General features: G+C 69.7%; 17 protein-coding genes. 10 read left to right on the plus strand and 7 right to left on the minus strand.

Going from position 1 to position 19,035, the window contains the following annotated elements; genetic code table 11:
- Positions 1 to 97 precede the first annotated feature (97 nt).
- Together RUR49_RS05775 and RUR49_RS05780 are read right to left on the minus strand one after the other, a co-directional pair.
- The gene (locus RUR49_RS05775; protein ID WP_409145419.1) at positions 98 to 1,501 is read right to left on the minus strand and encodes a calcium-binding protein; all 1,404 of its coding nucleotides are present in this window, start codon (positions 1,499 to 1,501) and stop codon (positions 98 to 100) included.
- 366 nt (positions 1,502 to 1,867) lie between these two features.
- A complete protein-coding gene (locus RUR49_RS05780) occupies positions 1,868 to 2,920 on the minus strand; it encodes a YihY/virulence factor BrkB family protein (protein WP_409145420.1) in 1,053 nt (350 codons plus the stop codon).
- A gap of 171 nt (positions 2,921 to 3,091) precedes the next feature.
- Between RUR49_RS05780 and RUR49_RS05785 the strand changes: the two genes are divergently transcribed.
- Both RUR49_RS05785 and scpB read left to right on the plus strand, forming a co-directional pair.
- Positions 3,092 to 4,261, plus strand: coding sequence for a CaiB/BaiF CoA transferase family protein (locus tag RUR49_RS05785; RefSeq protein ID WP_409145421.1), 1,170 nt, complete (start codon positions 3,092 to 3,094; stop codon positions 4,259 to 4,261).
- Positions 4,261 to 5,085 carry a methylmalonyl-CoA decarboxylase gene (scpB, locus tag RUR49_RS05790; RefSeq protein WP_409145422.1) on the plus strand — a complete coding sequence of 275 codons (825 nt, stop codon included), beginning with the start codon at positions 4,261 to 4,263 and terminating at the stop codon, positions 5,083 to 5,085. The genes RUR49_RS05785 and scpB overlap by 1 nt, the downstream gene beginning before the upstream one ends.
- Here scpB and RUR49_RS05795 read toward each other — a convergent pair.
- The gene (locus RUR49_RS05795; RefSeq protein WP_409145423.1) at positions 5,072 to 5,704 is read right to left on the minus strand and encodes a TetR/AcrR family transcriptional regulator; all 633 of its coding nucleotides are present in this window, start codon (positions 5,702 to 5,704) and stop codon (positions 5,072 to 5,074) included. The two genes, scpB and RUR49_RS05795, sit on opposite strands and share 14 nt — an antisense overlap.
- 97 nt (positions 5,705 to 5,801) lie before the next feature.
- Here RUR49_RS05795 and RUR49_RS05800 point away from each other — a divergent pair, with 97 nt between their 5' ends.
- The 6 genes from RUR49_RS05800 (at position 5,802) to ppdK (ending at position 13,745) form a co-directional block, all read left to right on the plus strand.
- Positions 5,802 to 6,542 (plus strand): SDR family NAD(P)-dependent oxidoreductase, encoded by a 741-nt coding sequence (locus RUR49_RS05800; protein ID WP_409145424.1) that lies wholly within the window; start codon positions 5,802 to 5,804, stop codon positions 6,540 to 6,542.
- Positions 6,543 to 6,799: 257 nt separating this feature from the next.
- On the plus strand, positions 6,800 to 7,906 hold the full coding sequence (locus RUR49_RS05805) for an RNA ligase RtcB family protein (RefSeq protein WP_409145425.1): 1,107 nt from the start codon (positions 6,800 to 6,802) through the stop codon (positions 7,904 to 7,906).
- Between the two features lie 11 nt (positions 7,907 to 7,917).
- Positions 7,918 to 8,574 (plus strand): peptide chain release factor H, encoded by a 657-nt coding sequence (gene prfH / locus RUR49_RS05810; protein ID WP_409145426.1) that lies wholly within the window; start codon positions 7,918 to 7,920, stop codon positions 8,572 to 8,574.
- A gap of 88 nt (positions 8,575 to 8,662) precedes the next feature.
- A complete protein-coding gene (locus RUR49_RS05815; RefSeq protein ID WP_409145427.1) occupies positions 8,663 to 9,490 on the plus strand; it encodes an SH3 domain-containing protein in 828 nt (275 codons plus the stop codon).
- Positions 9,491 to 9,625: 135 nt separating this feature from the next.
- Positions 9,626 to 10,870, plus strand: coding sequence for a diguanylate cyclase domain-containing protein (locus RUR49_RS05820; protein WP_409145428.1), 1,245 nt, complete (start codon positions 9,626 to 9,628; stop codon positions 10,868 to 10,870).
- 208 nt (positions 10,871 to 11,078) lie between these two features.
- Entirely contained in the window at positions 11,079 to 13,745 is a 2,667-nt protein-coding gene (gene ppdK, locus RUR49_RS05825) for a pyruvate, phosphate dikinase (protein WP_409145429.1), read from the plus strand.
- 284 nt (positions 13,746 to 14,029) lie between these two features.
- On the opposite strand, the gene phnE (RUR49_RS05830) is transcribed toward ppdK, so the two are convergent.
- The 4 genes from phnE (RUR49_RS05830) to phnD form a co-directional block, all read right to left on the minus strand.
- Entirely contained in the window at positions 14,030 to 14,845 is an 816-nt protein-coding gene (phnE, locus tag RUR49_RS05830) for a phosphonate ABC transporter, permease protein PhnE (protein ID WP_409145430.1), read from the minus strand.
- Positions 14,845 to 15,654 carry a phosphonate ABC transporter, permease protein PhnE gene (phnE, locus tag RUR49_RS05835; protein ID WP_409145431.1) on the minus strand — a complete coding sequence of 270 codons (810 nt, stop codon included), beginning with the start codon at positions 15,652 to 15,654 and terminating at the stop codon, positions 14,845 to 14,847. Before phnE (RUR49_RS05835) ends, phnE (RUR49_RS05830) begins: the two co-directional genes overlap by 1 nt.
- Positions 15,651 to 16,487: a phosphonate ABC transporter ATP-binding protein gene (gene phnC, locus RUR49_RS05840; protein ID WP_409145432.1), complete on the minus strand. Its 837-nt coding sequence runs from the start codon at positions 16,485 to 16,487 to the stop codon at positions 15,651 to 15,653. The genes phnE (RUR49_RS05835) and phnC overlap by 4 nt, the downstream gene beginning before the upstream one ends.
- A 64-nt stretch (positions 16,488 to 16,551) precedes the next feature.
- A complete protein-coding gene (gene phnD, locus RUR49_RS05845) occupies positions 16,552 to 17,505 on the minus strand; it encodes a phosphate/phosphite/phosphonate ABC transporter substrate-binding protein (RefSeq protein WP_409145433.1) in 954 nt (317 codons plus the stop codon).
- 132 nt (positions 17,506 to 17,637) lie between these two features.
- On the opposite strand from phnD, the gene RUR49_RS05850 reads away from it, so the two are divergent.
- Positions 17,638 to 17,895: a hypothetical protein gene (locus tag RUR49_RS05850; RefSeq protein WP_409145434.1), complete on the plus strand. Its 258-nt coding sequence runs from the start codon at positions 17,638 to 17,640 to the stop codon at positions 17,893 to 17,895.
- Between the two features lie 153 nt (positions 17,896 to 18,048).
- A complete protein-coding gene (locus RUR49_RS05855; protein ID WP_409145435.1) occupies positions 18,049 to 18,906 on the plus strand; it encodes a Hint domain-containing protein in 858 nt (285 codons plus the stop codon).
- Positions 18,907 to 19,035: the final 129 nt, after the last annotated feature.

Here is a 19,035-nt window from a genome sequence, read left to right on the forward strand (position 1 = left end):
CACCGAACGCAGAAACGCCGACCCAGGCTGCCTGCGCAGCGTGGATCGGCGCTCGTGGACGCATCCGTGACGAAGCCGGCTGGCGGCCCCGATGGCCTCAGAGCATGAAGTCGAGCCGCGTCAGGTCGGCGTCGTTGCCGATCTCGATGACAAAATCCGCCTTGCCGTCGCCGTCGACATCGCCGCGGACCAGACCCTCGAAATAGCGAAGCTCGCCGGCTTCCGAGGAGAACTTCGCCGAGCCGATGAAGTCGAAGGCGTCGTTGTCGACGGTGTTGATGTTCGCATCGATCCTGCTGAGGTCGATTTCGTCGATCCCTGTCTCGAAGTCGCGGATCAGGTCGTAGCCGGCGCTGGTGCTGGCCTCCGCGATGTTGCGGAACACGAACAGGTCGTTTCCTTCTCCGCCCGTGAGAACGTCCGGACCCCGGGCGCCGCGGAGGACGTCATCGCCGTCACCGCCGAACAGGCGGTCCTCACCACCACCGCCGACGAGCTTGTCGTCGCCGACGCCGCCGCGCAGATGATCGTCGCCGGTGCCGGTCTTCACCGTATCGTCGCCGCTGCCGGTGGTGATGCGGAACTCTTCCACGCCCTCGAACCCGACGGAACTGCCGACCAGATCAGCGATGTTTCCGACATAACCCGTCGTGCCGTTGCCGCCGGTGACACCGCCGGTCACGGCGGTCGTCATCGCCGAATAGTCGACGACCAGGCGGTCGTTGCCTTCGCCCGCATCGACGGTGTCGGCCCCGCCAGAGAGAAAGATGCGATCCGCGCCGCCGCCGGAGACGATCGTGTCGGCCCCCACGCCGGCATGGATGAAGTCGACGCCGCCGCCGGTCGTCACCGTGTTGGTGCCGTCGCCCGCCTTGACGATGTTGCCGCCATCGAGCGCGGTGATCGTATCGGCATTGGCGCCGCCGATGATCTTGTTGGCGCCCTGGCCCGCCGTCACGGTGGAAGCGCCGGAGCCGGTCTTGATGATGTCGTCGCCGTCACCGGTGGTGATGGTGTCGGCACCGTCGCCGGTCATGATCTTGAAGCTCTCGAAGGTGCCGTCGGTGATCGTCACCGACCGTCCGGCGCCGCCGGCCTCCGTGAAGTTGGAGGTGCTGTCACCGGTGACGGCGTTGGTGGCGCCGCGGTAGTCGACGATCAGGCGGTCCTCGCCGGCACCACCATCGACGGCGTCGATGCCATCGGTGACGGTGATGCGGTTGTCGCCGTCGTTGCCGACGATGCCGTTGCCGTCGCTGGCGTCCAGCACGTCGATCGGTGCCGTGCCCGAAAGCGTCACGGTGGCGATGCCGATGCCGAGATTGAGGACGATGCCGGTCGAGCCGGCGCCGCCGGTGATCGTCATGCCGCTGAACGAGACGGTCGCCGTCTCGTTGCTGTAGCCGGCCTCCAGTTCGATCGTGTCACCGGGTCCGGCCGACTGCATGGCAGCGGCGATCGAGGGGAAGTCGGAATTCGGTCCGACAGTGCGTACGGCCATAACAGGCTCCAGTCGTTCTTGTAATTTTTATGCTCGGAGGTCAGATGACCGGCGAAGGTGCATTTGCCGGGATTTCCGCACGCTTTAGTGTTCGCGGATCGGCACCCGACATACTAACATATCGACGCTAGTTTTTGTTCCATAAATACATGAATAACATGAAAATCGACTACCGTCGGTGCGACGGTAATTACAAGACACGAACCACGTCTGCGACGAATTGGCGGAATAATTTCGGAGGCGCAGACAGGCTGCGCGCGTCGTCCGGCCGGTTCGACCGGACGGGGACGACGCGGATGGACCAGACGGGGGGACCAGGATGCAAGGGCCGGCGCGACCGGACGCGGACGCGGCAGAAGGGGGCCGCTACCGCCCGAACTTCGCCGGACCGATCGTGTCGGCAACGACGGCGCCACGGCGGCCGAGCGGCTTCTCCGGACCGGTGGTGGTGTCGCGGGCCGTCTGCCGCTCCGCCTCGGCGTTGACCTCGCCGCCGAAGAGCACGACGAACACCGACAGCCACAGCCAGATCATGAAGGCGATGACGGTGGCGAGCGAGCCATAGGTCTCGGTGAAGTTGGCGAGCGACGACAGATACCAGGAGAACGCCGCCGAGGTCGCCACCCATCCCAGCGCCGCCACGACACTGCCGATGGTGATCCAGCGCCAGCGCGCCTCGCGGCGGCTCGGTCCGTAGCGATAGAGCAGGCTCAGCGCCGCGAGCAGGATGACGAGCAGCACCGGCCAGCGGACGATCTGCAGCGTCCGCTCGGCGGTGGTGGCGACACCGAACGTGCCGAGCACCAGCGGCAGCACGACGAGCGAGCCGACCGCCAGCGCCGTCAGGACGATGGCGCCGAGCGTGAACATCAGCGTCTGCAGGTTGAAGGCGACGATCGAGCGCTTCTCGCGTTCGCCATAGACGACGCCCAGCGCCTCGAACATCGCCTTCATCGCGGCGTTGGCGCTCCACAGCGCCACCAGAAGGCTGACGATGAAGGTGAGCCCGAGGGTCGAGCCGCTCTTGGCGGCGACGCGGGCCGCCTGGTCGCCGACGATCTCGACGCCGGCCGGCGGCAGGAAGAAGGAGAGCGTCTCAAGGTGCTGCGAGATCGTCGCGGTGTCGGCGAACAGTCCGTAGAGCGACACCAGCGCGGCAATCGCCGGGAAGGTCGCGAGCAGCGTGAAGAAGGCGACGCCGGCGGCCACCGACAGCAGCCGGTCGTTGATCACCGCCTCGACGGTGCGCCATGCCACGTCGAGCCAGCCGCGAAAGGGAATGTGATGGGGCGTGGCGGCGCCGCGACCGCGCGCCGGCTCGTCGGCCGCCGACAGGGGCGCGGTGTCCTTGCCCTCGATGCACGGCGGCGGCGCCTGGATGGACGCGGCCGTCCCGGCGTGCTTCTCCCCCTCGGCCATCGTCGCTCCCCGCCGCACGCTCGGCCCCACTTCCGTTCATCCGCGATCGTGCGTCAACGGCCGTCCCGCCGGTTCGTTCCCGTCTCGCCGTGCCGCTGCCGGTGATTGCGCATTGACGCGCCCCGGTGCAACGGCTTGAGTGTCGCCGGGGTGATTATGGGGAATTTCACAATGTCGGATGCTGCTGCAGCCGGCGCCGGGCTCTTGTCCGGCGTGACGGTCGTCGATCTTTCGCGCGTGCTCGCCGGGCCGTTCTGCACCATGACGCTCGCCAATCTCGGCGCCCGCGTCATCAAGGTCGAGATCCCGGGAACGGGCGACGACAGCCGCGCCTTCGGGCCGTTCGCCAATGGCAAGTCGCTCTATTTCTCCTCGATCAACTGCAACAAGGAGAGCATCGCGCTCAACCTGAAGGCACCCGAGGACCGGGCGATCTTCGAGCAGCTGCTCGCCAAGGCCGACGTGCTGGTCGAGAACTATCGGCCCGGCACGATGGAGAAGCTCGGCTACGGCTGGGAGACGCTGCACGCCCGCTTCCCGCACCTGATCTACGGTGCGGCTTCCGGCTTCGGCGACAGCGGCCCGATCTCCAAGCGCGCCGCCTACGACATGGTCGTCCAGGGCATGGGCGGCATCATGAGCATGACCGGCTATCCCGGCCAGCCGGCCGCCCGCGTCGGCATCTCGATCGGCGACATCACCGCCGGCCTCTACCTGACGATCGGGCTCAACGCCGCCCTCTATCGCCGCTCCGTCACCGGCGTCGGCGACAAGATCGACATCGCCATGCTCGACTGCCAGGTGGCGATCCTGGAGGATTCCGTCACCGTCTACGCCAAGACCGGCGAGATCCCCGGGCCGCTCGGCACCCGCCATCCCTCGATCGCGCCCTTCCAGGCCTTCGAGGCGAAGGACGGCCACGTCATCATCGCCGCCGGCAACGACCACCTGTTCGGCCTGATGGCGCAGGCGCTCGCCCGGCCCGACCTCGCCACCGACGCCCGCTTCGCCTCGAACGAGCTCCGCCACGAGAACGTCGACGCGCTGCAGGCCGAGATCGAGAAGACCCTGAAGACCGGCCCGGTGACGACCTGGCTCGACGCACTGAACGGCAAGGGCGTCCCGTGCGCGCCGATCAACGACGTGCCGCACATGATGGCCGAGCCGCAGGTGGCGGCACGCAACATGATCGTCACCGTCGCCGATCCTGTGGCGGGCGAGATCAAGGTCGCCGGCAACCCGATCAAGGTCGTCGGCCACGCCGACGCACCGACGTTCCGCCCGCCGCCCGAGCTCGATGGCGACCGGGCGGAAATCCTCGCCTTCGCGGCGGTGAAGTAATGACCGACGCCCCCGCCACCCCCGCCGCCGCGGCCGCTCCCGCTCCGCCGATCGTCACCTCCGAGGTGCGCGGCCGCGTCGGCATCGTCACGCTCAACCACGTCGCCCACCGCAACGCGCTGAGCGCGGCGCTGGTGAACGGCCTGATCGACGCCATCGCCGGCTTCGAGAAGCAGAAGCTGATGGCGGTGGTGCTGCGCGCCGCCCCCGGTATGTCTGTCTGGTCGGCCGGCCACGACATCAAGGAGCTGCCGCGCGGCGACGCCGACCCGCTCGGCTATTCCGACCCGCTCGAGCGGGTGCTGCGCGCCATCCGCCACTATCCCGGCGCCGTCATCGCCATGGTGCACGGCACGGTGTGGGGCGGCGCCTTCGATCTCGTCGCCTCCTGCGACATGATCATCGCCGACGAGACCTCGGGCTTCGCCATCACGCCGGTGAACCTCGGCCTGCCCTACAACACCACCGGCCTCCTGCACTTCGTCGACCGGCTGCCGATGAACCTCGTCCGCGAGATGTTCTTCACCGCCGCGCCGGTGAAGGCCGAGGACGCGGCGCGCTGGGGCATCGTCAACCACCTCGTGCCCTCCGCCGACCTCGAGACGTTCACGCTGGCGCTCGCAGACGGCATCACCAAGAAGGCGCCGCTGGCGCTGGCGGTGATCAAGGAACAGCTGCGCATCATCTCCGACGACCGCCCGATCGCCGCCCAGACCTTCGAGCGCATCCAGGACATGCGCCGCGTCGTCTACGAGAGCAAAGACTACGAAGAGGGCATCAACGCCTTCTTCGCGAAGCGCAAGCCGGTGTTCAAGGGGGAGTAGTCCCTCCGCATTCACCTCCGGCCGGGCGCGCCGGCCAGCCCGCCATCGCGGTCTCCGCGATGGCCATGAGCTCCGCCTCGCTCGCGCCGTCGCGGGCGTGCACCGACATCCCCTGCAGCACGGCCGTGTAGAAGGCGGCGAGGCGGGCGGGGTCGACGTCGGGGGCCACATCGCCCTCGCGCTGGCCGCGGGCGATGCGGGCGGCGAGGGCGTCGGTGCCGGCGCGGCGGCGCTCGGCCAGCACCGTGCGCACCGCCGCGCTCTCGGGCGTGCCCACCACCTGCGACAGCACGATCAGGCACCCGCGCGGAAAACCCTCTCGGGCGTAGACGCGGGCGTTGTGGCGCAGCGTGGCGGCGATCGCCTCGCGCGCCGTCGGCGCCTCTTCGAGCAGCCTGTCGAGCGGCGCCCCCTCCTGCCGCTCGTAGAGGGCGAGCGCCTCGGCAAACAGCGCTTCCTTGTTGCCGAAGGCGGCATAGAGGCTCGGGCGGTTGATGTGCATCGCGGCCGTCAGGTCGGCGAGCGACGCGCCCTCGTAGCCGTGCGTCCAGAACACGCGCAGCGCCGCGGCAAGCGCGGCGTCGCGGTCGAAGCCGCGCGGACGGCCGGGGGCGGGCACGGGCCTCTCCTCTTCTGTACCGATCGATAAATAACCGATTGACCCGCGCCCGCAATGGCCTCAGTTTCTTACCATTCGGTACAGAACGGAGGATGCGATGCGGGATCTCGAGGGCAGTGCGGCGCTGGTGACGGGCGGCAGCCGCGGCATCGGCGCCGCGGTGGCGTGCACGCTCGCGGCGCGCGGGGCGTTGGTGGCGATCACCTACCGATCCGATGAGGCCGCGGCCGACGCGGTGGTCGCCGACCTGCGGGGGCAGGGGGTGAACGCGGTGGCGATCCAGGCCGACCACGCCGACCCGCAGAGCGCCGAGGCCGCCGTCGCAGCGTCGCTCGCCCGCTTCGGCCGCCTCGACATCCTCGTCAACAACGCCGGCGTCTTCCCCTACGGCCCGATCGGGGAGATGGCCGACGTGGACATCGAGCGGACCCTCGCGCTCCACGCCGCCGCACCCTACCGGACGATCCGCGCCGCCCTGCCGGCGCTCCCGGAGGGCGGCCGCATCGTCTCGATCGGCTCGTCGCTCGCCGTCGCCACGCCGGCGCCGGGCGTCAGCCTCTATGCGACGAGCAAGGCGGCACTCGTCGGGCTGACGAAGTCGCTCGCCCGCGAACTCGGCCCGCGCGGCATCACGGTCAATCTCGTCAACCCCGGTTCCGTCGACACCGCCATGAACCCGGCCGACGGCCCGCAGGCCGACGCCGAGCGCGCCCTCATCCCGCTCGGCCGCTACGCCCGCCCCGCGGAGATCGCCGAAGTCGTCGCCTTCCTCGCCAGTCCCGCCGCAAGCTACGTCAACGGCGCCGTCATCGCCGTCGACGGCGGGGCCACGGCCTGAGGCGGGGCGTCCCCGGGAAAGGCGCGTCCGCCGGTTGCAACCATCACTGTGGCCCGCCTGCACTAGACGCGCCGCGCCACCTGGGGCAATTCCCCGCCGTCTGCTCCATTCCCGGAGCCTCGAGGCAGAAGGAGACGGCCATGTCCGCTCGTTTCGCCCGCAAGGGCCAGAGCTCTTAAGCCCATCGGCCTCTTCGGCCCGATGACCTTGTGACGCGCGCCCGCCCGAGGGCGGCGCGAGTTCGAGACTATTTCCCCATGTTCAATTCGATGAGCGGCGACGCGCGCCTGCGCGTGTTCGCCTCCGCGTCCTCGTGGATCGAGGGCGCCGCCGTGCGCCAGCTCGAGCAACTGCTGGCGCGGCGCGGCGTGATCGCCGTCGCCGGCATGCCGGACCTCCACCCCGGCCACAAGGGCCCCGTCGGCTGCGCGGTGCTGACAGAGGGCATCGTCCATCCCGACATCGTCGGCACCGACATCGGCTGCGGCATGACGGCGTGGCGGCTCGGCGGCGAACTCCGCCGGCTCCGCCTCGACAAGGCCGAGCGGGCGCTCGCGAGACTCGGCGACCGCGGCGGGCTCGATCCCGACGAGGCCGTTGCGCGGGGCATCACGCCGGCAGCGGCGGCCGCCCACGCCGACGCGCTCGGCACCGTCGGTGGCGGCAACCACTTCGTCGAGCTGCAAGCGGTGCACAGTCTCGTCGACGAGGCGGCCCGCGCGGCGGCGGGGCTGGCCGTCGGCGACCTGACGCTGCTCGTCCACTCCGGCTCGCGCGGCCTCGGGCCCGAGGTGCTGGCCCGCCACCCCTACGCCCACGGCGAGGGGCTCGCCCTCGATGCCGGCGGCCGCGCCTACCTCGCCGATCACGACGCGGCGGTGGCCTTCGCGTCCCTCAACCGCGCCGTGCTGGCCGAGCGGGCGGCGGCGCTGCTCGGCCTCGACGGCGCACCGTGGCTGGACGTGCCGCACAATCACGTCACGATGGACGGCGATCGCATCCTGCACCGCAAGGGCGCCGCCCAAGCCGATCTCGGCCTCGTGCCGGTGCCAGGCTCGCGCGGGGCGATGACCTACCTCGTGCGGCCGGACCCGACGATCGCCGGCGCGCTCGCCTCGCTCGCCCACGGGGCGGGGCGCAAGCGCGACCGCGCCTCGATGCGGGGCCGCCGCGACGAGAAGCGCGAGCGGCCGAACCCGGTCGGCAACCGCGTCATCTGCGCGGACCGCCGGCTCGCCGAGGAGGAGGCGCCGGAGGCCTACAAGCCGATCGCCGACGTCGTCGCCGACCTCGAGGCCCACGGCCTCGCCCACACCGTCGCGGTGCTGAAGCCGGTCGTCACCTTCAAGACGGCGAGGGCATGAGGATGGGCAGCGTGAACAGGGCTGAACGCGCCGGCGACGGCGCGGGCGGCAACACCACCGCGGAGGAGACCATCACGCTGATGGTGACGGCCGGCCGCGGCCCGGCCGAGTGCCATGTCGTCGTCGCGCGCGTCGCCCGCCGCCTCGCCGAGGAGGCCGGCGCCGCGGGGCTGTCCGTCGGGCTCGACCTCCCCGAGGGCCGCACCGCGGCGCCGTCGGTGCTCGTCTCCCTCGGCGGCGCGGGCGTCGCCACCTTCGCCGCCGGCTGGACCGGCACGGTGCTGTGGATCGACGGGGCGCTGCGCTCGGGCAAGGGCCGGCGCAACTGGTACGTCGCGGTGCACCGGCTCGACCCGTCACGGTCCCCACCCGTCGCCCTCGACCCCGCCCATATCCGCTTCGAGACGATGCGGGCGGGCGGGCCGGGGGGCCAGCACCAGAACACCACCGACAGCGCCGTGCGCGCCGTCCACGTCCCGACCGGGCTCGCCGCCACCGCCCGCGACGGACGCTCCCAGCACCAGAACCGCAAGCTGGCGCTCGACCGGCTCGCCGCGCTCCACGCCGCGGTCGCCGATCAGGACGCCGCCCGCGCCGAGCGCGCCGCCTGGCTCGACCGCATCGCCGTCGAGCGGGGCAACCCGAAGCGCACGTTCCGGGAGAGATAAGGGTTGCGGCACCAAAATGGGCCGCTTCTAGCGTCGCTCCTTCGCGGTCATGCGGCTATAATGTCATCGAAGATCAACGGGGCATTGCATGTTCGGTCGCAGTTTCATAGCAGTGGCTGTAGTCGGAACTATTATCACTTTCTCCCCCGTTTCAGCTATGGGCGCTGATATCGAGCTTCGCCGCACGCCTGCTGGAAGCATCCTCTATGTCAATGGGCGGTTTGAGGCTGGAGATGACAAAAGGCTGATACGAGCGCTTCTGGAAACTGAAGATGCGGTTGTGTCGCTCAACAGCGCTGGCGGGAGCCTCATGGTCGGCCTGAGTATGGGGCGTGCTCTACGCCTTCAGGGTGTGACCACCGTTGTCGAAGCCGGGCAAACTTGTGCCTCTGCTTGCGGGCTGGCTTGGTTGGGCGGATCAAGACGATTGCTGGACCCTTCGGCGCAAGTCGGATTTCACGCTGCATACTTTATCGACGACAATGGTCTGGCAATTGAGACTGGCTCCGGGAATGCCCTTGTGGGTGCTTATCTCAATCAATTAGGGATGAGCAGCGAGGCGGTTTATTATATAACTCGATCGTCTCCCGCGGAAATGCAATGGCTGGCAATAGATGATGCTGAGAAATTTGGGATTCAGCTGAAAATACTGGCAGCGCCAACCGCGGTGGATCAACAGCCATCAAGGGCGGCCGCAAAGGAAAACTGCCAAGTGGCGGACGTACGGCCGCCGGATGCATTCCTGGCTCTACGCTCCGAACCAAGCGAGCGAAAGGGTCGCCAGCTCCGGCGGCTCTTGCCAGGGCAATCATTTGAAATGCTGGGGGAACAGAGCCACGAGTGGCACCGTGTCCGTCTGCCGGACGGAGTGGTGGGTTGGGTTTCCTGGAAAGTGCGACGGTGGATCGCTTGCTAGTGCTTCAATGAGGTCCGTTCCCCCACCATTCCCGCTTCCGCTCCGCCAACACACGTCGTAGAACCGCTGCGCCTCGACCTTCACCGATGCGACCCGCGGTTTCTGCCGCCGCCCTGCCGAAGCGGACGCGACCCGATGCTGTTCACGGTGCCGACGCTGTTCCTGTTCGTGGGCGTGTCGCTGCTGGCGACCGGCATCGCGTGGCTCGTCGCCGCCTTCGCCTACCGCAGCCTCGTCTCGGCCCGCTACTGGGGCGCGGCGATGATCATCGGCGCCATCGGCACCGCCATCGGCGTCCTGCGCGGCCAGGTCGATCCGCTCATCCCCGTGGTGCTCGCCAACGGCATGATGCTGTTTGCGGTCGGACTCTGCTGGGCGGGCATCCGCCGCTTCCAGGGGAGGCCGGCGCCGTGGGTCGCCATTGCGGCGATCGTCGGGTTGGCGATGGCGCTGCTCGCCGTCTTCCTCGTCGTCCACGACAGCATTACCGTCCGCGTCGTCGTCTTCTCGGTGGCGAGCATCGCCATCGTCGGCCCCGCCGGCGTCGAGCTCCTCGACCGCCGCTACGGCGCGCCCACGCCCGGCACGCGGCTGACGGCGGTGGCGACCCTCGCCTATGGCGCCGCCCACGCGCTGCGCATCATCGCGACTGTGTTCGAGATCGGCGGCGCCATCGACTTCGCCACCTTCAACAACGTCCAGGCGCTGCTCCTGCTCTTCACGGTCTTCGGGGCACAGATCTGGAACGCCGGCTTCCTGATGATGGCGATCGACCGGCTGCGCGCCGAGGTCGCCGACCTCGCGGTGCGCGACGACCTCACCGGCATCGCCAATCGCCGCCAGTTCTTCGAGCGGGCCCGCCAGGAATGCGCCCGGTCGATGCGCTCGGGCGCGCCCCTGGCTCTGATCTGCCTCGACGTCGACGATTTCAAACCGATCAACGACGGCCACGGCCATGCCGCCGGCGACCACTGCCTGCAGCGCTTCGCGGCGCTCGCGGCCGCCCGCCTGCGCGAGCCGGACGTGCTGGCGCGCCTCGGCGGCGACGAGTTCGCCATCCTCCTGCCCGACACCACCGCCGAGGAGGCGCACCGGATCGCCGAGGACATCCTGGCGGCGGTACGGACCGCGCCGATCACCTGGCGGAACACGGCCCTCGCCATCACCTGCAGCGCCGGCGCAGCGGAGTGGACGCCCGACATCGGCCGCGACGCCTCCGAGCTCGCCGCCCGCGCCGACGGTGCGCTCTATCTGTCGAAGCAGGCCGGCCGCGACCGCGTCACCACCATGGCGCGGCCGGAGGGGGCGGACCGGCCGGCGCCGGACGACAGCGAGCCGGCCGCCGCCCCGCATTTCGGCAAGCTGAAGCTGCGGCCGTGACGCCGTCGCCGCATGGGCTTCGTGTCGGCGGCGGCGCGTTCCGCAGCCGCTCCTCCTTCGTCGCGCCGGTGCCGCTGCTTTGAGGCCATCGCCTCATGCGCGGGCTTGCCTTTGCGCGTGCGACGTTGCATTTGCGCTCAGCCACGGGTCTTGGTTCAGGGTCTCCCCGGTACGCGGGCGCGGGCGAGGGCAGGAAAGGGCGGTCTGAATGACGAAGTGGGTGTACGCCTTCGGCGACGGCACGGCCGAGGGAACCTCCGGCATGCGCAACCTGCTCGGCGGCAAGGGGTCCAACCTCGCCGAGATGTCGAGCCTCGGGCTGCCGGTCCCGCCCGGCTTCACCATCACCACCGAGGTCTGCACCTACTACACCCAGAACGGCGACACCTATCCCGACGGCCTGACCGCGCAGGTCGAGACGGCGCTCGACCGCATCTCGGCGCTGACCGGCCGCCGCTTCGGCGACCAGGAGAACCCGCTGCTCGTCTCCGTGCGCTCCGGCGCCCGCGTCTCGATGCCGGGGATGATGGACACCGTCCTCAATCTCGGCCTCAACGATGCGACCGTGCAGGCGCTGGCGAAGTCCTCCGGCGATGCCCGCTTCGCCTATGACAGCTACCGCCGCTTCATCCAGATGTACGGCGACGTCGTGCTGGGCGTGGAGCACCACGCCTTCGAGGAGATCCTCGAGCACGAGAAGGAGACGAAGGGCTACGTCCTCGACACCGATCTCACCGCCGCCGACTGGCAGGGGATCATCGAGCGCTACAAGGCCGTCGTCGAGGCCTCGATCGGCAAGCCCTTCCCGCAGGACCCGCACGCGCAGCTGTGGGGCGCCGTCGGCGCCGTCTTCGGCTCGTGGATGAACCAGCGCGCCATCACCTATCGCCGCCTGCACACCATCCCCGAGACCTGGGGGACGGCGGTCAACGTGCAGGCGATGGTGTTCGGCAACATGGGCGACACGTCGGCCACCGGCGTCGCCTTCACCCGCAACCCGTCGACCGGCGAGAACGCCCTCTACGGCGAGTTCCTGGTCAACGCCCAGGGCGAGGATGTCGTCGCCGGCATCCGCACGCCGCAGTCGATCACCGAGAAGGCCCGCATCGAGGGCGGCTCCGACAAGCCGTCGATGGAAACCGTCATGCCGGCGGCGTTCACCGAGTTCGTGGCGATCTGCGACGTGCTCGAGCGCCACTACAAGGACATGCAGGACGTCGAGTTCACCATCGAGCGCGGCAAGCTGTGGATGCTGCAGACGCGCTCGGGCAAGCGCACCGCCAAGGCGGCGCTGCGGTCTGCCGTCGACATGGCGAACGAGGGCCTGATCACCCGCGAGCAGGCGATCGCCCGCATCGACCCGGCCTCCCTCGACCAGCTCCTCCACCCGACCATCGACCCCTCGGCCGAGCGCACCGTGCTCGCCTCCGGCCTGCCGGCCTCGCCGGGCGCGGCGACGGGCGAGATCGTCTTCTCCTCCGACGAGGCAGAGCGGCTGAAGGGCCTCGGCAAGAAGGTCGTCCTCGTCCGCGTCGAGACGAGCCCGGAAGACATCCACGGCATGCACGCCGCCGAGGGCATCCTCACCACCCGCGGCGGCATGACCAGCCACGCGGCGGTGGTCGCCCGCGGCATGGGCAAGCCCTGCGTCTCGGGCGCCGGCGGCATCCGCGTCGACTACGCCAAGGCGACGCTGACGGCGGCCGGCCGCACGCTGAAGGCCGGCGACCAGATCACCATCGACGGCGCCTCCGGCCAGGTCTTCCTCGGCGCCCTCCCGATGGTGAAGCCGGACCTGTCGGGCGACTTCTCCAACCTCATCGCCTGGGCCGACGACGTCCGCCGCATGAAGGTCCGCGCCAACGCCGAGACGCCGGCCGACGCCCGCGTCGCCCGCGAATTCGGCGCCGAGGGCATCGGCCTCTGCCGCACCGAGCACATGTTCTTCGACGAGGGCCGCATCGTCGCCGTGCGCGAGATGATCCTCGCCGACAACGAGCAGGGCCGCCGCGCCGCGCTGGCCAAGCTCCTGCCGATGCAGCGCTCCGACTTCGTCGCGCTGTTCGAGATCATGGCCGGCCTGCCGGTGACGATCCGCCTGCTCGATCCGCCGCTGCACGAGTTCATCCCGCACGGCGACGAGGAGATCGCCGAGGTCGCCGCGGCGATGGGCGTGCCGGCCGACCGCATGAAGGAGCGCGCCGAGGCGCTGCACGAGTTCAACCCGATGCTCGGCCACCGCGGCTGCCGGCTCGCGATCTCCTATCCGGAGATCGCCGAGATGCAGGCGCGCGCCATCTTCGAGGCGGCGATCGAGGCGGCCGAGAAGACCGGCGCCCCGGTCGAGCCCGAGGTGATGGTGCCGCTCGTCGGCCTGAAGGCCGAGCTCGACCTCGTCAAGGCGACGATCGACGCCACCGCCAAGGCCGTCGAGAAGGAGACCGGCAAGACGCTGGTCTACAGCGTCGGCACGATGGTCGAGCTTCCGCGCGCGGCCCTCCGTGCCGCCGAGATCGCCGAGGCGGCGGAGTTCTTCTCCTTCGGCACCAACGACCTGACGCAGACCACCTTCGGCATCTCCCGCGACGACGCGGCGAGCTTCCTCGGCGCCTACCAGACGAAAGGCATCATCGAGCGCGACCCGTTCGTGACGCTGGACGTCGACGGCGTCGGCGAGCTCGTCAAGATCGCCGCCGAGCGCGGCCGCACGACGCGCCCCGACATCAAGCTCGGCATCTGCGGCGAGCACGGCGGCGACCCGGCCTCGATCACCTTCTGCGAGACCGTCGGCCTCGACTACGTCTCCTGCTCGCCCTTCCGCGTCCCCATCGCCCGCCTCTCGGCCGCCCAGGCCGCGCTGAAGGCGAAGGGCTAGCCCCACGCGAACCCTCCCCCTCGCGGTCGCCGAGCCGGCGCCGACAGCGGGCAGATGGCAGCTCCATCCTCGACGCGAACCCTCCCCCCTCGCGGGGGAGGGCAGGGAGGGGGGGAGCCGCGGTCTCGACGGGGACTTGTGACCCGGGCCAGTGGCCAAGCCCGTCCCGTGCCGCACATTGAGTGTTCTTTCGCGCCGCTGCCGCGGCGCCCCCCCTCCCGTCGCGCCTGCGGCGCGACGACCTCCCCCGCGAGGGGGGGGGAGGGGTCACGCGGCCGCCGGCCTCACAGCACCGCGCCGCGCACCTTCGCCGACACCCACTCCGACAGCACGACGGTCGCGAGGATCACCGCGAAGATCACCGTCACCTCCGCCCAGGCGAGGCGGGCGAGCGAGGATTCGAGCTGCACGCCGATGCCGCCGGCGCCGACGAGGCCGAGAATGGTCGACTCGCGGATGTTGATATCCCAGCGGAACACCGTGATGCCCGCAAACGCCGGCAGCACCTGCGGGACGATGGCGTAGTCCATCACCTGCATCCGCGAGGCGCCGGTGGCGCTGACCGCTTCCACCTGGCTCTCGTCGATCTCCTCGATCGCCTCGTAGAGCAGCTTGCCGATGAAGCCGATCGAGCGCAGCGCGATGGCGAGGATGCCGGCGAGCAGCCCCGGCCCGATGATGGCGACGAGCAGGAGCGCCCAGATCAGCGAGTTGATCGAGCGCGAGGCGACGATGATGAAGAGCGCCAGCGGCCGCAGCACCGCCCGGCTCGGCGTCGTGTTGGAGGCCGCCAGAAACGCCACCGGCACCGCCATGACGACGCCGAGCAGCGTCCCCAGCGTGGCGATGTTGAGCGTGTCCCACAGCGGCCACCACAGCCGGTCGAGATAGCCCCAGGCGGGCGGCCACGCGCGGGACAACAGGTCGCCGGCCTGCCTGGGCGCGTCCTCGACGAAGGCCCAGATCGTGCCGCGGTTCATCACCTGCCAGCAGAAGACGGTGATCGCCACGAGCGCGAACCAGCCGGCGAACACCGCCCACTGCTGGCCTTGAGTGCGCCGCTGCCAGACGCGCCGTCCGTCGGCCATCGCCACCGGCATCACTGCAGCCTCTTGCGCAGCTGGCTCGAGGCGTACTCGGCCAGCATGACGATCAGGATGATCATGATCAGGATGGCGCCCGCCGTGTCGTAGTCGTAGCGGTCCATCGCGGTGTTCAGCGTCGCGCCGATGCCGCCAGCGCCGACGATGCCGATGACGGCGCTCTCGCGGAAGTTGATGTCGAGCCGGTAGAGCGACAGCCCGAGCAGCCGCGGCATCACCTGCGGCTGGACGGCGTAGTTGAACACCTGCCACCAGCCGGCGCCGGTGGAGCGGATCGCCTCCACCTGGGCGGCGTCGATCTCCTCGATGTCCTCCGCGAGCAGCTTCGACAGGAAGCCGATGGTGGCGAACGAGAGCGTCAGGAAGCCCGCCAGCGGACCGAAGCCGAACATCGCCACGAACAGGATGGCGATGATGATCTCCTGGAACGAGCGCGACACCGCGATGATCGCCCGGCAGACGGCATAGATCGGCAGCGGCGCGATGTTGCGGGCGGCGCCGATGCCGATCGGCACCGAGATCAGCACGCCGGCCACCGTCGAGGTCACCGTCATCGTCAGGCTCTCGATCATCCCCTGCTGGATATCGCGGCCGCGGGTGGTGAAGTCGGGCACGAGGAAGCCCTGGACGAAGCGCAGCCCGCGCTCGAGGCCCTCCGCAATGCGTGTCCAGTTCACCTCGACGGTGGAGATCGCCAGCACGAGATAGACGAGGATGCCGCCATAGACCGCCCACCGCAGCCCGGCGCTGGCAATGAACAGCGGCGGTCGGCGCCAGCGGCGCGGCGCCGGGGCAGCGGTGCTCACGCGAGCCCCGCCAGCCGCTCGCGGCGCGCCTGCAGGGCCTGCTCCGCCTCGTCCTCCTCGGCCGCGTCGTCCTCGGCGGCCCGGTGCATCGCCGCCCAGTCCTCCTCGCCGTAGATCGACGTCAGCGCCGCGTGGTCGAGCCTGTCGGGTGGCGCGTCGAAGACCACGACGCCGGCACGCAGGCCGATGATGCGGTCGACGAACAGCTGCGCCAGCGCCACGTCGTGGATGTTGATGACGGCTGGCAGGTCGCGCTCGCGGCAGATCTCGACGATGAGCCGCATGATCTGGCGCGACGTCTTCGGGTCGAGCGAGGCGGTCGGCTCGTCGATCAGCAGCAGTTCGGGGTTCTGCTCCAGCGCCCGGGCGATGCCGACGCGCTGGCGCTGGCCGCCGGAGAGCGCGTCGGCGCGCTTGTCGGCGTGCTCGCTGAGCCCGACGCGGTCGAGCAGCGCGAAGGCCTGGTCGACGTCGGCTTGCGGGAAGCGGCGCAGGAACGAGCGCCAGAACGGCACGTAGCCGAGCCGCCCGGACAGCACGTTCTCCATTACCGTCAGCCGCTCGACGAGCGCATACTCCTGGAAGATCATGCCGATGCGCCGGCGGACACGCCGGAGGTCACCGGCACCGGCGCCGATCTCGGTGTCGTTGAGGTAGACCTTGCCGCCGGTCGGCTCGACCAGCCGGTTGACGCACCGGATCAGCGTCGACTTGCCGGCCCCCGACGGGCCGATCAGCCCGACCACCTGGCCGGCGTCGACCGTGAAGGACACCCCCTTCAGCGCGTGGTCGCCGGTCTTGTAGCGTTTGTCGAGTGCTTCGACCCGCAGCATCGGCCCTCACAAAATCGAACGCGGCCCCGCCGCGAGGCGGAGCCGCTCGTCGGTCAGACAGAGCTCACTGGCAGTTGTAGGAAACGCCGGTGGCCGCGTCGATCTGCCGGATCACCGCCCAGTTGTCCTTGAAGGTGATCGGGATGAACTTCTCCTGCGGCGGCTCGGAGGTCTCGAACTCGGCGAGAAGCTTCGAGCCTTCCCAATCGAACGAGAAGAACGCCTCCTTGATCTTCTCCTGCAGCTCGGGCGTCAGGTTGTAGGCGAGGCCGTAGCCGGTGGTGGGGAAGGTCTCGGACTTGTAGATCACCACAAGCTGGTCGTCCTTGACGACGTCGCGGGCGATCATCCGCGCCTTCACCGAGTTGGCGATCGAGGCGGCCGGATAGTCCTTGTTGGCGACGCCGAGGATGGAGTTGTCGTGCTTGCCGGAGAACACCGGCTCGAAGTCCTTGCCGGCTTCCATCTGGAACTCCGCCTTCAGGATCGCCGACGGCGCCTTGAAGCCGGAATTGGACGTCTCGGAGGTGAAGGCGAGCTGCTTGCCCTTGATGTCCTCGACCTTCTCGATGCCGGAGCCCGGGTAGGTGATGATCTCCATCTCGTAGCCGTAGAGGCCGTCCTTCGAGGCCATCATGGCGAACGGCCGGAAGCCGGCGCAGGCGACCGCGAGCGGGTTCGAGCCGGTGTTGAAGCCGGCGATGTGCAGGCGGCCGGCCCGCATCGCCTCGATCTGCGCGGCATTCGACTGCACCGGGAAGAACTGCACCTCCTTGCCGGTCACCGTCTTCAGGTGATCGAGGAAGCCCGCCCACACGTCGGCATAGACCGCCGGGTCCTCGACGGGGGTGTAGGCGAAGATCAGCGTGTCGGGATCGACAAGCTGCGACGGATCGGTCGGCACGTCGGCGATCAGGTCGCCGTCGGCGTCCTGGTAGCGGCTGTCGAGTGCGAATTCGGCGAACGCCGGTCCGGCGATCAGGCTGGACATCAGCAAAGCTGCCACGAGCGTCTTCATCGGCCACCTCGTCGGTTGAGAGCGTGAAGGCCTGCCTAGTCGGCCCAGATCACAGTCGTGTGACACGCGCCAAGACGACATTTTACTGTCATGCTCGGCCGCCAACAGGAAAATCTTTCGGGATCGCTGCGCATGGCGCCATCACCGCTCGATACACCGGAAGTGAGGCGCCGCGCCGTGCGAACGTTGCTGTTCGTTTCGCCGTTCGCCTTCGCGCTCGCCTATGGGCTGGCAGCCGTGCAGGGAGCGGAGCCGCGCCTCGCGCTGCTGCTCGCTGGCGTGATGCTCGCCGGCACGCTGGCGGCCGCCGCGCTGATCCACGTCGCCGGCTCCAACGCCCGCTACGCGCTGGTGGCGATCGCGATCGTGCGCCTGCTCACGCGGCGGTAGGCGGCCGCCCACCCTCGGCGCCACTGCGATAGGCGGAATTCCGGTGCTGTTCCGCACCCTGGTCCCATGCCAGACTGCCGGTGCGCCGCTGCTGGTCTGCCGGACGGACCCGCTTCGGCGCACGGGGGCGCGGATCGGGGGAGTTCCAGCGCAATGACGACGGTAGCCTTCGCGTATCACTACGTCATCGACTACACCGGCAGCGGCCAGATCACGGAAGTTCGCGGTAGTGGCGTCCTAGACTTCGACAGCTCTGATCTCGCCGTCGGCGACCCGGTGCTCTTCGTCGACAACCCCTGGATCTATGCCGGCCAGAGCAACCTCGGCGAGCCTTACCTGACGGACACCCTTGAGAACGCACCGCTCTTTCTCCTGTCGAACACCGTCTACCAGGTCGGCGACTACCCGGACGGCTTCAATCAGACGACCTACGTCCCCTGTTTCCTCGCCGGCACCCGCATCGCCGTCCCGGGCGGCGAAGTGGCGGTGGAGACCCTGCGGCCGGGCGACCTCGTGCTCACCGCCGACGGGCGATCCGTGCCGGTGCGCTGGATCGGCCGACGGGCCCTCGCGACGCCGTTCGTCCCGGAGCCCCGGCGCCCGGTGTGCATCGCCGCCGGCGCCCTCGGCGACGGCCTGCCCACCCGCGATCTCCGCCTGACGCCCGACCACGCCCTCTTCCTCGACGGCCTCCTCGTGCAGGCCGGTGCGCTGGTGAATGGCGCCGCCGTCCGCCGCATGAGCGCGGGCGAGCTCGGCCCCCGCTTCGAGGTCTTCCACGTCGAGACGGCCGCCCATGAGCTGATCCTCGCCGAGGGAGTGGCCGCCGAGACCTTCGTCGACAATGTCGCGCGCCAGCGCTTCGACAACCATGCCGAGGCCATTGCGCTCTGCGGGGACAGCCGCGTGGTCATCGAGGAGATGGCGCTGCCGCGCATCAAGTCCGCCCGGCAGTTGCCACGGTCGCTCCGCGCCCGCCTTCGGCACGCGGTGGCGGGTGAGGCCGCGTGACGGGAGCACGCGACGCCCGCGACGGCGCTTCGGAACGGCCGGCCGCGTCGACCCGTCCCGCGGCGCCGCGCGCGACGGGGCTTGCGGTGCCGCCGTCCGCCGTGCCCCTGTTGCGGTTGGTCCAGCCAC

This window comes from Pseudoxanthobacter sp. M-2, from assembly GCF_046156265.1.
In the GTDB taxonomy this organism is placed as follows: Bacteria; Pseudomonadota; Alphaproteobacteria; order Rhizobiales; family Segnochrobactraceae; genus CAMDHY01.